Origin of the sequence: Collinsella sp. i06-0019-1H4 (assembly GCF_042849575.1) — a bacterium.
Taxonomy (GTDB): Bacteria; Actinomycetota; Coriobacteriia; order Coriobacteriales; family Coriobacteriaceae; genus Collinsella.
Map to the genome: position 1 here is coordinate 2,116,349 of NZ_BAABYB010000001.1, position 12,336 is coordinate 2,128,684.

Below are 12,336 nucleotides of genomic sequence, written 5' to 3' on the forward strand. Positions count from 1 at the left end.
TGTCACAGGTTGAGACAATTTGATAGTGGAGTCCTCATTTACGCGTCATATCGCGTAGCGCTCACGCGTTGATTCCCCACAATGACAGGAGGTAAAAGTCCTCCCGCATCGCCTGTTGGCAATCCCATAGCGTTAGCTAGCAGATGACCTGCGTGTGTTCCTCGATGGCGGCACGATTCTCGGCGGCGATACCCGGTTCGCACACCACGGCATCCAGGCTGTCCAAGCGACAGAAGGTGTAGAAGTCGCGCTTGCCGATCTTGCTGGAATCGGCGATCAGATAGCGTGAGTCGGCCTTGCTAAAGGCGAGCTGCTGGATACGGCCCTCGTCCATGTTGGACGTAGATACGTCGCCATCCAGAATGCCGTTGGCGCCGATAAACGCCGCGTCGATGCCCAACGCACGCAGGGTATCCTCGGCCGTTGGTCCCACAAAAGCGGCGGTGCGGCGACGGTACATACCGCCCACGAGGCACAGGTCGCAGTCCTCGCGCGCCTCGAGCAGGTTAAACACCGAAAGCGAGTTGGTCACAATGCGCAGGCGACACGCCGGCAGCATCGAGGCCATCTTTTCCACCGTAGTGCCCGTACCCAAAAAGATGGTCGAGCCCTCCTCGATAAGCTCCACAGCACGGCGCGCAATCTGCAGCTTTTCCTCGGCATGCTTAGTGCGCTTTTCGCTGTGCGAATACTCATGGCGCAACATAGCATGTGGACGGCCCTGCGCGCTACGGGCTCCACCGTGCACGCGCTCAATCTCACCTAGGCTCGCAAGCTCCTCAAGATCGCGGCGGATCGTCATATCCGAGACGCCCAGTGCGTCCGAGATCTCCTTGACCGAGACCGTGCCCTGTTCCTCGAGCAGCTGACGAACCTTATCCTGTCGCTCCGCCTTAATCACGATGAATCCTCGCCGTTCTTTGCGCACATATCATTCAAACAGTAACGAACAAATTGTATCAGACTCGTGCGCGTCAAAAATCAACGCCAGCACAGCTCCAATCATCACTTTTTTGAGAAAAATACCCCCTGCTTTAGTGGGGTGTAGTGATAATCCCGCCTGTTCGCGCTACAGTTTGTCGGAAATACCTCGATGTTAGGAACCAAATGATCACTTCCGAGCTTTTCGGCACCGCGCCGTGCGGTACCCCCGTTCATCGTTACACCCTCAACGGTCCCGAGATCTGCGTTCGCATTATGGACTATGGCGCCACCGTGCTGGGTATCGATGTGCCCGACATTCCCGGCAACGTGCGCGATGTGGTGCTGGGCTTCGATAAGCTCGAGGATTACTTTGACAACCCCGCCTGCTTTGGCGCGACCATCGGCCCCGTGGCAAACCGCACCGCGGGCGCCACGATCACCATCGACGGCACGGACTGGCATATGCCGGCCAACGAAGGCGTCAACAACCTGCACAGCGATCTTGAGCACGGTCTGCATAAACGCGTGTGGGATGTTGAGCTCGACGAGGTCCACAATGCCGTGCGCATGACCACCTCGCTTGAGGATGGCGAGCTGGGCCTGCCCGGCAACCGCACCTTTACGGCCGTGTTTACCGTTACACGCACCGGCGTCTTTCGCATCGAGTATGGCTGCGAGAGCGACCGCGCCACCTACGTGTCCATGACCAACCACACGTACTTTAACCTTGCAGGCCATAACGCCGGCATGGACTGTGAGCACTTCTTTATCGCCAACGCTGCCCACTACCTGCCCATCGACGACCAGAACATTCCTACCGGCGAGATCGCTCCCGTCGAGGGCACGCCGTTTGACTTTCGCGAGCTTCGCCCCGTCGCACCCGGCATGGAGGCCGACGACCCGCAGATCAAGCAGGTCCGTGGCTACGATCACTGCCTGTGCATCGATGGCTATCAGTACGGCCGCAACCTGCGTCGCGCCCTACATATCGAGGAGATGTGGACCGGTCGTGAGCTGGACTACTACACCACCGCCCCGGGCGTGCAGCTCTACACCGGCAACTGGCTGGGCGACGAGCACGCCAAGGACGATGCCAACTATGGCTGGGGCGCCGGCTTTGCCCTCGAGGCCGAGATGTACCCCGACACGCCGCACCAGCCGCTGTTCCCGCAGGGCATTGTGGGTCCGGGTCACCCCTACAGCAATATGATCGAATACCACTTTATGAGGCACTAGGCCCACAACGCGACATCTCGCACAGCAACGCCCGCCGGCACCACCGCCAACGGGCGCTGCTTCATGCCTAAATCCTTCTTTTCGATGCCACCGAATTGGTGACATAACAAAACTATGCCGAATTACTACGATGAACCCACTATGTCCGACCACGCGCTGGTTTATAAAAAATTAGCAACTCGTCTACCTGCACTGATAATTGTTCTCGGGGGAAGCGGGCACTGCGGGGCGCGGCAACGGCGCGCGATTTCCGCGTCGCAGCGCTACCCTGATGCTGAATGCCGGGACGATGACCCACTGACCTGCTGACGCCTCTTCGGCCGTCCTCAAATCCGACCTGTCTCGCCCCGGCATCCGCGTCCCGGAGTCCTGCCATGACCTAATAGGAGCATGAGCGCGGACAATCGGACAAGCCAATTGGATTGTAGCGCTCCCGTCAGTGCAATGTCTGGGAGACCCGGGCGCGGAGCAGGCGGCAGACCGAGGGGAGCGAAAATGGAAGGCGAAACGGTCATCGCGGGCGTCGACACGCACAAGGACGTGCATGTCCTGTGCCTGCTCGACGGCCTCGGGAGGAAGATCTGGAGCGGGAGCTTCGGGGCCGACCCCGAGGGCTACGACAGGCTGGCGGAGGCGATAGGCGACCCGGGGAGCTGCATGGTCGTCGGCGTCGAGGGCACGGCATCGTACGGGGCCGGGCTGACGAGGAGGCTCGTGGAGCTCGGGTACAACGTCGTCGAGGTGCTCAGGCCCAAGAGGGACAAGGTGAGGCCCGGCGAGGGGAAGAGCGACCCGCTGGACGCCGAGCGCGCGGCGCGCAAGGCGGCGTCCGGGAGGGGCTGCTCCGTGCCGAAGTCGCAGGACGGCTGGGTCGAGGCGGTGCGCCAGCTCTACGTCGCGCGCAGGCTGGCCGTCGCGACGTCCACGTCCTGCGTGGCCTGCGCGAAGTCGATGCTCACGACGGCCCCGAGCGCCCTGAGGGAGCGGTTCAGGGGCCGCGAGCGGCCGAAGGACCTCATGCCGCTGCTCGCGCGCGGGAGGAAGGCGGGCGACGCGCTCGAGGAGAGCGTGCTGGCCTCGCTGCGGTCCGTCGCGGCGGTCTGGAAGGAGGCCCGCAGCCAGGTCGAGTCCCTCGACGAGCGCATCCGCGCGCTGCTGGAGGCGAACGCGCCCGCGCTGCTCGGCGTCGAGGGCTGCGGCACCACGACCGCCGCCGCCCTGGTCGTGGCCGCCGGCGACAACCCCGGCAGGCTGAAGGGCGAGGCGGCGTTCTCGATGATGTGCGGCGCCTCGCCGATCCCCGCGTCGAGCGGGAAGACGGACCGGCACAGGCTCAACCGCGGCGGCAACCGGCAGGCGAACTGGGCGCTCTACGAGATCGCGATCAAGCGCATGGCGTACGACGAGAGGACGAGGAGGTACGTGGCGAGGCGGACCTCCGAGGGGAAGTCCCGGCGGGAGGCGGTCCGCTGCCTGAAGCGCTACATAGCGCGGGAGGTGTACCACGTGCTCATGGACCCGAACCCCGACGGCGCCGCGCCGGAAGGCCCCGAGCTCGCGAAGATGCGCAAGGCGATGCGGGTGACTCAGAAGAAAGCCGCCGCGGAGCTCGGCCTGTCCGCAGCCACACTCGGGCACTTGGAACGGGGGAAACGGCGGTCGACGAAACTGGAGAGGAGGTATTACGAGCTCCTGTGCGAATTGGAGAGAACGCTCCCGCAAACTGCCTCTTGACAACTTATAGGAGCGTCGGTTTTATTCTCTGCAAATTTGACATGCTCGGCGATAAGCAATTCATCGTAGTAAACCGGCATAGTTTTGGCGGACAGCGCCACACAGATCCCCTACGAAGGCAAAATGATCCGTTTTCCTCCGTCCCCAAGGGATCAGTTGAACAGATTGCCGATGGGGTCGGGGGCGGAACTGGGGAGATAGCGGATTTCTAGTTCTATGCCGAGCTTTTGCAGCTCTCTGAGAACAGCGACGTCTGTGTCGTCTACGGCAACTGCGGGCGTTGCGGGACGCTTGCCCTCCCCTGCCTGCATATGACCAATGCTGATCTTGGTGATCGGCACACCGCCCTTAACCAGCGCGAGCGCATCGGAGGGTGAGGCCACCATGATCAGAATCAATTGGCGAGGCGTTGCGGTATGAATGACGTCGATGGTCCTTTGCACCGAGAAAAAGCGCGTCCAAACGCCTTCTGGCGTCGCCACCCTCATAGGGGCCCACTTGCGAGCGTCCGCCGCGATCTCATCGTTGACGATTAAGACAAGGTTGGAACCCACGGCTTCGTTCCACAGCTCAACGTCTTGACCATAAATGAAACGGTCATCGATACGCGTGAGTAGGATCTTGGGTTGAGCCATGGCTGCCCCATTCTGTTTGAGACCCGTAAGAGCGAGACATCACGTCTCCAATATTAGTGCATTTAACGTGAGAAAAGTCATCAGAACACTTGCGCGGATTTGCGATGTCCCGTATCATAGACAGCCGTTGACGCCTCAGTTGTGTCATCACATGGCCGCCAGCGTAGCTCAGTTGGTAGAGCACCGCTCTCGTAAAGCGGGGGTCACCGGTTCGAGCCCGGTCGCTGGCTCCATTGCATTAGTGCAGCTCAGAAGCGTAATTGCTTCTGAGCTTTTTTGTTTTCGCGTCTCTTTCCTCCTTCTCCGAGGAGTGAAAAAGGGGTGAAAAACTTTTTTAACTGTTTTCCATAAATAGTTAGCATCATCCAACGTTCACATTAGATCGAACAACAATCCTGTTACGCATAGCCTAATTCCGCTGAGTATCAGAGAAGAACGTCCGGATTATATGCATCCAGCTTCGCTTCTCCAGTCGCCAGTGACTCCTCCAGCCGGTCAGCATATTCAACAATAGAGCCGTAGAATATGGGAGTAAATCCGAACTTTTCGATAAAGAGGGGTTCCGCTACGTCAATCCTCTTCTTGGCAACCGCGGCCTCATCCTTTTCATAGTACCCAGTGCCAGGAATCCGCTCGTTTGCCTGCGGCAAGCACTTAAGCTGCCTACACAAGCGCGCCGACCCCTTTGAAAGACCCATAAAGGTGATAGCACCAGAGATTACGCCACCGACGCCCACAACAACCTTGCCAGCGGCATTCCCCACCGTCTGCTTTGTTATCTTGATACCCATGAAGCTCAAGAGCTTCTTCAGGATCGGATACCAACTGGTCTTGGTTAGCGACTGGCGAGCGACCTTTTTCGCGACCGCCTCTTGGGCGTTTTTGGCGATTACGGTTAGCATCGAATTCGCGCTGCCTACACCCATCATCACACCGAGCAACACTGCCATTTCGTAGAGAGTCTCGTCATCAACGTCGTCACATTCTTCAAAAAAGGTCTGCCAGCCATACAGGTATGCCAGTTTCTGCATAATCCTGAATGCGTGCACGTAGTATTACGTAATATCGGCAGGAATGGTGCCCACCATCGCGACACCTCCGGGAAGACCCGCTGCAAAGGAAAAGGCGGTTGACTTCTTTGCCTCATAATCAATTACTTCTCTAGCAATTCTATCGATCAGGCCCACATCGATTCCGGCGGTAACGGGGGTCGTTTCCACGGCAAACTCGACGACATCTTTATGGACACCCTTCCTCCTCAGCTCCGAGCGGAGGAAATGGGGCCGATCAATTCTCACTCCCTTTAGCCGAGCAACTTTTTTCATAAAGTCAATCAAAAATCTCTGGGCCTCCGCCAACTGCTCATCGCTCTTGTCTTTTAACTCTGCAAAAGCCGAATCAACGAGAACAGCGACCCCAAGGCCCTCGCCCTCGTTTTTCTTTCCAAGCAGCCTGACGTCCATACAGCCTTCCAATCAATGCGCCGCGCGGGCTATCGCGTTCTGCGACAGGCCGGACGCACGGAGCCTGAGGGCCTCCCTGGCCCTTATCCTTCTCGCCATGCTGTACCTCCTTGGTCTCGGCTGCATGGACAGCCGGAACGTACCAGGGGGACGGTGCCGACGGGAATATCGGCGGTGCCGAACGGCAATATTCGGGATGTGAGCGGACGGTGTGTAAGCGCAATATCGCCGGTGTCAAAGAGGACAATTACTCAAACAGGTGAAGGAGGGCATCGAGGAGGATAAGGAGATTTACGGTGGCAATTAAGAAGCCAACTCGCCGCGTCATGCCCGTTGGAGAGGCGAGCATGACCCTCATGGGTAATCAAGACACACGAAACAAAGGGGATTCGACAAGTCGCAAGAAAGGGGAGTGCATCACCTTTTGGGTTACGGAAGAGCAGAAGCAAGAGATGAGCACCTACGCGGCGGAACACAACACCACGGTATCAAGGATCATCATCGAAGGCCTTGAGATACGCATGGGTAAAGGGCAATCATTATAGCTTAGCCTTCTGCAATTGCTGCGACTCGATGCGGTCCTATCGATTTGCGCAACGGTGTGACGCGTTATCTAGACTGACGATCGTTTCCGCTGCATTTGCCAGCTCATTATCATGTGAAACAATGATAATGAGCTGTTTCAATTTGTTGTTTCTGACATACGAAGCGAGTTCGGCTCGGCTTGTTTCATCCAATCCAGTTGTAGGCTCATCGAGCACCAAGACTGATGGATTACGGGAAATTGCCGACCACAAGTATACACGGCGCAGCTCACCACCCGAAAGTTCAGGACAACGTTTCTCAAGCAAGCCCTCTATGCTGGTTGTCAACGACGGTAGCTCATTCATATGCTGGTGCTTTGTAAAAAATGGGGTGTTGAAATAATCCAACAGGTCCCGAACCGTCTCATCTGGAGCGAAGCACGGTTGGGGGCAGCACGATATCGTGTCTGAACGTATGTAATCCAAATTGCATTTTTCAATCGGCATGTCGTTGTATGTTACTTTGCCTGCCGATGGATACAGCCCAAGGAGCAGGTAAAGGAGCGACGTTTTTCCTCTTCCATTTTCTCCGGTTATGCAGTATGTTCCAGGGCCGGAGAAATCGAAGGAAAATCCGTCAAGAACCTTTCGGGGAGATCCGTCTGGAAGGGGTACCGTAAAATCCAACTTGGAAACAGAAATGCGATTTATTGTGTCAATCTTGACTAAACCTGTCTGATCTTGCTCTGGTTCCGGTCCTACCTTTCCCATGGCGCTCATCCTGTCCCACGAAGCCTTGGCATCCTGATAGGACTTGAACAGGTTCATCGTGTTTTTCAAGGTTTTAAATAGGACGGCAAAATATGCACCGACGATGGTGTATTCGCCTATCGTCATGGTTCCATTGATGATTCGCACTCCGGATACGATGAGTATTATCGCTTGAAACACGGCAGCAAAAAGGCTGTCAATCGATGTTAGTGAGAATGAGAGCTTTCCCGAGTGCAAGACCTTTGGAAAATACTTTTCAAATCCGGTGTCAAGTGCTAGCTCGCTTTTATTGTATGAAGACGTTAACTGAATGTTGAGAATCTGATTCAACTGCGATGCTATTACGGCATAGAAAGCGCTATCTGCCTCCTTCTTCTCGTACATGACTTTATATAGAAGCTTTCGCAATCCGGTAATAACGAAGAGATATGCCACAAGAAGGAGGATGGAGAATAGTGCGAGGAGTGGATCAACCGACCATATGACGAGCAACACGAAAGGAATGGCGACAACAGACAGGGGAGCGCTGATAAAGTTTGTTAGAACGAAAGAAGAAACAACACCTGAGTCAGTGAAAATCCTTTGCGTCGTATAGGCTGAGTCGGTTGTTCGGTTCGTCAGAAAATTAACTCGCTCAAAGCGCAAGACGGTTTCCCTGAGTAGGTCAAAAGAAAGCTTTGTGGATATACGGATAGATAACGTTCCTGCAAAATATGAAAATAAGGCAGAAAAGACCCCTATTGAAGCTACGAAGAGCGCAAAAAGCACAGCATCCTTCTCGCTGCGATTGGCAAGAAGGAAATCTAAGAACTTTCCGTTCACATATGGTGCGGCATAGGAAAGGGCGATTCCAATCGTCGTGATGGCAATGAACGTGAAAGCACCCTTTGTTTTACTAAACTTCGATAAGACGTACCGAATCAAGAATGGCCCCAATCTATCAGGTATGAAATACCAACTGATGACACCTTACACCGCGGTTCGGTGGAAACGAAGCGGCGACTAATCGGCACGAGCGCTTCCATAGAGAGTCTTTGCGAGCTGGATCCTCATAGAAACGGGAATTTTATGTTCGATCAATAGGCCGCGCACGGCAGTCGGACGGCTGAAAAATAAAACAGCCGTCCGACTAAAGCTGTAAATTTTTTCATTGTTTGTTGGGCATGCGCCTGAAGTTTCATGCAATAGGAAATCCATTATGACCATGGTCGAAATGTGAACACTACGATCGTTAGCAAGGAGACGCCAAGACCGGCAAAGATTATGATGAGCGGCAGAATGAAAGCCGCCGATGCCGATAATGGGATTTGGGACGCAAAGGCAATGATGCCCGCGAGAACGAGACCGGCTCCCGTCAACGCTATTCCGAGTCCGACCAATCTGGCAACAAGAGGAATCTTCTCGCTTGGAATATGAGCGATATGGTAACTGTGAATCAGGCCGGGATTGCCGGTCTTTACCATTAACACCCCGACAACGAGAAAGCAGATTCCTCCTACCATGCCGCCAATGGATGATCTTAGCGCTTCAGGACTCATTGCTCGTCTTGGCCACCTTGCTCGCTGAGGGGAAGTGCTGCGGCAAAAGTGATGAGGACCAGTTCATAGGCTCCAACTGCGGTGACTCCGACCGCCACATTTGCTCCCCACACGATGTAATACATGTCGAACCAAGTTTCCGTTCCAAGAGTCGATGCTCTGGTCGGATTCATGTTGTCTACTACGGGCTTCTCGTACATTTAACCCAACATCTCCTTCAACGATGAGTTCAACAGTTCATCCGCGGTATCATCAATCAGGTCAACGTGTAGATCACCTCCCATATCTATATCGCAAATTGTGTCGGACATACGCTCCATGTCGTCAATGGTCCACATGTGGTTACAGAGGTCTTGAACCAGTTTTGTGGACCAAATTGAGCTAAGTCCGTTGTTCCAGTAATCCTCAAGAGGGTGGTTTCTGATGTTGCCAACCACTAACGGGATATACGGAGAAACGACGATGTCGCCGTTTGCGTGCACTGAAACCTGATCTAATAGATATCGGTTATCAGAGAAGCGAATTAGATGGTCGACGGGGTCGCCCCATTGCGGTCGGACATTCGGGTGCTTCCGAAGGAAGTCGTCCTCTTGAATGGCGTGAATCAACGTACGGTATTGGGAATAGTCCGGTCTAATAAATGTGTTCTTTCGCGCACGGCCCAAAACCATGAGGGGTTGGACACGTAGTTCGATAAAGTCACCCGGCGTCCTCTTCGGCCTGTTAGATTCGGTGAAAATCTCATCTAATAGTGAGATGACATCGGGAAACTGTTCGGTGTTGAACGACGTGGGCGTAAATGCGATAGCAAGGTGCAAATCGGAATGGTTGAGTACGGTGGCAACTGCTTCTTCGACGATTTCGAAGGCTCCCTCATGTCCCCTCAGCCTATCGTGAGCTGACCCAATGCCGTCTAGGCTAAATTGGATGCTTTTGAGTCCGGAATCTTCTAAATCTCGGAGAAGGGATTCCGTGAGGAGAAGCCCGTTGGTTACCAGGCTCGCTGCAACATTCCCATCTCACAATATGGGAAGGCAGCGCAAGATATCTTTACTGCGCAACAAGGTTTCTCCTCCACAGAAACACATGCTGTAAAGCGACATGTCTGCCATTTCCTTTGCGAAAACAAAAAGTTCATCTGAGGTCAACTCGTCGTGCATGACCTCATTCTCGCCGCTGCTGTTATAGCAGTGCAGACATCTCAAGTTGCACTTGTTTGTTATGTCAAGGGCGACGTGATGTGGCGCTCTGAGAACGTTGGTGTACTTGTTTTCCGAAACTCGTCCCATGGTTCCTCTTAACAGACTTCTGAAAAACAGTATACATTCATGCAGTCGCCGTCGCTGCACTCACCTGGAAAAGTGCCAGCGCAAGTGAATTCTGGCTCATTGATAAGATTTCGAATTCCTTCGTTTGATGCAATTTCCTTGCTGGTTAGGTTCAGGTGGAAAAAATTGGGAACATCGCAAAAATCTTGACGATAGAAGCTGGCCGCAGCGGCAATACATTGAACGGCGATGCTTGCGGGGCACAAAAGAAGACAGATGTCTGCGTATCTGAGTAAGGGATTGCTGGAGGGGGCGAGGCCGAGTAGACCGGTTGGTCTCCCTGACTCATATACAATGAAAAATTCCTTGCTCAGATTGAACAATCCGTTTCGCACCTCTAGCGGTCGTTCATACTGCTCGACGGAAAGAGGCCAACCGTAGACAATTGTGGGACTTTCTGGTTCTGATGAGCTCGCCTGGCTTGCCAGGGAGCAAATCAGGCGAATATCGTTTTCTTGGGCAAGCCGTATATGGGTCCCATTGTCCACGCAAATCTCATCGGCAATGGGTGTGCCATTTTCGGTCGGAGTTTTGACCCATCCTATTAGTCTCGATACGCTGAAACCTCTCATTGCCGAGGCTAAGTCAGATTTGAGCATGTCCGGATTGGCGTCTGGAAACTTGTCGCACATCCGATTAAGGATTGTTTCGACGGTGTTTTTACCATCGCACAGAGAGACGATGTAGCTCCCGCTTCCGTTCAACATGATATAGTTCAGCTCATCGCGTCCGGTTAGAACAGAGCGGTACCCGTTCTTTTCCTCTCTTGAGTATGGGAGAGAAATCGATTTCGGGATAAATCCCCTTATTTCGTCAAAGCTCCATTCCATAATTAATCCCTCCTTGTGTCTGTTTGAATATGAGCCGATTTTAGGCTCTTCGGTAGTTTCTGTGGGCGAGACATCAATTTTTCCGCAGGTGGATGCAAAAAAGTTCCGCATATAAGGGAAACGGCCCCGAGAGGGGGCCGTTTCCGCGCCGGGCAGGGTAGGATTTCGCTTGCTACATCAACCTACCGGAAAGGCCCTGACGCATGAACAGGATACTAAGCCGCGCGCTCGCGCTGGTCCACACCGTGATCGAGTACGCCAGCATCGACGGCGGCAGGATAATCGTCGGCGTCAGGCCGTGGACGAGTTTCGGGCTGCGGTGCCCCGTCTGCGGGAGGGCAGCGAATGCTACGACAGGTCGCCAAGGCCGCGGCTGTGGCACGCGATGGACCTGGCGAGGTCGACCTCTCCGCGCTCGGGCTGCACGAGATGGCGGCGTCCCTGCCCGACTACGTGAGGATGGTCGCCGCGGGCGAGCGGGGCTTCGCCTCCGCCTTCGAGGAGATGACGCGCGTCGAGGTCGCCGCCCGGGAGGTCAGGATCACCAACCAGCGCATTCGGTCGTCGGGGTTCCCCTACGTCAAGGGGCTGGCGGACTTCGACTGGGACTTCCAGCCGTCGGTCCCTCGCGCCGAGATCGAGGAGCTCGCGACCCTCAGGTTCGTGGAGCGGGCCGAGAACGTCCTGTTCGTGGGAAGCCCCGGCGTGGGCAAGACGCATCTCGCCGTCGCGCTGGGCATCGAGGCAGTCAGGGCGGGGCGCGAGGTCAGGTTCGTGGACTGCGCCCGGCTCGTCGAGGACCTTGAGGACGCCTCGTCGCGCGGCATCCTCAAGAAGAGGCTCAAGTACTACGCCCACTCGAGGCTGCTGATCATCGACGAGCTCGGCTACCTCGACGTCGGCAGCGTGGGCGCGGACCTGTTGTTCCAGCTGATATTGACGCGCTACGAGCAGCGCTCGACGATCATCACCGCCGACGTGGGGATCGGCGGCTGGGGCAGGGTGTTCGGGGACGACGTGGCGGCGAGCGCGATCGCGGACAGGGTGTGCCACCACTGCCACCACTGCCACCTGGTCAAGATAGCCGGCAGGTCCTACAGGCTGAAGGACCTGCCGAGGGACGGACCCGTCAAGGCGTGACCGGAATCGGTGAAAATACGTTAGCGCAAGCGGTGAAGCCGCCTTTGCGCGAACGGCGCGTTTGATTAGTGAAACTGGTGAAAATTAGATTGACGCTAACAGGGGCGTGCCCGTCGCGGCGTTTCACGGGGATGTCTCGCGCCATCCCCGGACCCCTTCGCGCCAAAGGGACGAGTCCCCTTGGAACCCCGGGCCGCCGCCGGCGGGCCGTGA

General features: G+C 55.6%; 12 protein-coding genes and 1 tRNA gene. 5 read left to right on the top strand and 8 right to left on the bottom strand.

Going from position 1 to position 12,336, the window contains the following annotated elements:
• Positions 1-136 precede the first annotated feature (136 nt).
• A complete protein-coding gene (locus ACGHEN_RS09340) occupies positions 137-901 on the bottom strand; it encodes a DeoR/GlpR family DNA-binding transcription regulator (RefSeq protein ID WP_390398992.1) in 765 nt (254 codons plus the stop codon).
• A gap of 206 nt (positions 902-1,107) precedes the next feature.
• On the opposite strand from ACGHEN_RS09340, the gene ACGHEN_RS09345 reads away from it, so the two are divergent.
• Together ACGHEN_RS09345 and ACGHEN_RS09350 are read left to right on the top strand one after the other, a co-directional pair.
• Complete coding sequence (locus ACGHEN_RS09345) at positions 1,108-2,160, top strand: aldose epimerase family protein (protein ID WP_390398995.1); 1,053 nt, start codon at positions 1,108-1,110, stop codon at positions 2,158-2,160.
• A 495-nt stretch (positions 2,161-2,655) separates the two neighbouring features.
• Positions 2,656-3,894 carry an IS110 family transposase gene (locus ACGHEN_RS09350; RefSeq protein ID WP_373094348.1) on the top strand — a complete coding sequence of 413 codons (1,239 nt, stop codon included), beginning with the start codon at positions 2,656-2,658 and terminating at the stop codon, positions 3,892-3,894.
• 152 nt (positions 3,895-4,046) lie between these two features.
• On the opposite strand, the gene ACGHEN_RS09355 is transcribed toward ACGHEN_RS09350, so the two are convergent.
• Positions 4,047-4,529: a PTS system mannose/fructose/N-acetylgalactosamine-transporter subunit IIB gene (locus tag ACGHEN_RS09355; protein WP_390398997.1), complete on the bottom strand. Its 483-nt coding sequence runs from the start codon at positions 4,527-4,529 to the stop codon at positions 4,047-4,049.
• A 157-nt stretch (positions 4,530-4,686) separates the two neighbouring features.
• Between ACGHEN_RS09355 and ACGHEN_RS09360 the strand changes: the two genes are divergently transcribed.
• A tRNA-Thr gene (locus ACGHEN_RS09360) sits at positions 4,687-4,762 on the top strand.
• Positions 4,763-4,954: 192 nt separating this feature from the next.
• Here the strand turns inward: ACGHEN_RS09360 and ACGHEN_RS09365 are convergent.
• Together ACGHEN_RS09365 and ACGHEN_RS09370 are read right to left on the bottom strand one after the other, a co-directional pair.
• A complete protein-coding gene (locus ACGHEN_RS09365) occupies positions 4,955-5,560 on the bottom strand; it encodes a hypothetical protein (RefSeq protein ID WP_225093913.1) in 606 nt (201 codons plus the stop codon).
• Between the two features lie 24 nt (positions 5,561-5,584).
• A complete protein-coding gene (locus ACGHEN_RS09370; protein ID WP_390398999.1) occupies positions 5,585-5,992 on the bottom strand; it encodes a hypothetical protein in 408 nt (135 codons plus the stop codon).
• 296 nt (positions 5,993-6,288) lie between these two features.
• Here ACGHEN_RS09370 and ACGHEN_RS09375 point away from each other — a divergent pair, with 296 nt between their 5' ends.
• Complete coding sequence (locus tag ACGHEN_RS09375) at positions 6,289-6,537, top strand: hypothetical protein (RefSeq protein WP_195404841.1); 249 nt, start codon at positions 6,289-6,291, stop codon at positions 6,535-6,537.
• A 36-nt stretch (positions 6,538-6,573) separates the two neighbouring features.
• On the opposite strand, the gene ACGHEN_RS09380 is transcribed toward ACGHEN_RS09375, so the two are convergent.
• The 4 genes from ACGHEN_RS09380 to ACGHEN_RS09395 all read right to left on the bottom strand — a co-directional run bounded on the left by ACGHEN_RS09380 (position 6,574) and on the right by ACGHEN_RS09395 (position 10,983).
• Complete coding sequence (locus ACGHEN_RS09380) at positions 6,574-8,211, bottom strand: ABC transporter ATP-binding protein (protein WP_250787250.1); 1,638 nt, start codon at positions 8,209-8,211, stop codon at positions 6,574-6,576.
• Positions 8,212-8,821: 610 nt separating this feature from the next.
• Complete coding sequence (locus ACGHEN_RS09385; RefSeq protein WP_195404844.1) at positions 8,822-9,025, bottom strand: hypothetical protein; 204 nt, start codon at positions 9,023-9,025, stop codon at positions 8,822-8,824.
• Between the two features lie 819 nt (positions 9,026-9,844).
• Positions 9,845-10,114, bottom strand: coding sequence for a radical SAM protein (locus ACGHEN_RS09390; protein WP_390399000.1), 270 nt, complete (start codon positions 10,112-10,114; stop codon positions 9,845-9,847).
• An 8-nt stretch (positions 10,115-10,122) separates the two neighbouring features.
• Positions 10,123-10,983, bottom strand: a complete 861-nt coding sequence (locus ACGHEN_RS09395) for a PqqD family protein (protein ID WP_390399001.1) — start codon at positions 10,981-10,983, stop codon at positions 10,123-10,125.
• Positions 10,984-11,328: 345 nt separating this feature from the next.
• Here ACGHEN_RS09395 and istB point away from each other — a divergent pair, with 345 nt between their 5' ends.
• Positions 11,329-12,123, top strand: a complete 795-nt coding sequence (gene istB, locus ACGHEN_RS09400; RefSeq protein WP_271807471.1) for an IS21-like element helper ATPase IstB — start codon at positions 11,329-11,331, stop codon at positions 12,121-12,123.
• Positions 12,124-12,336: the final 213 nt, after the last annotated feature.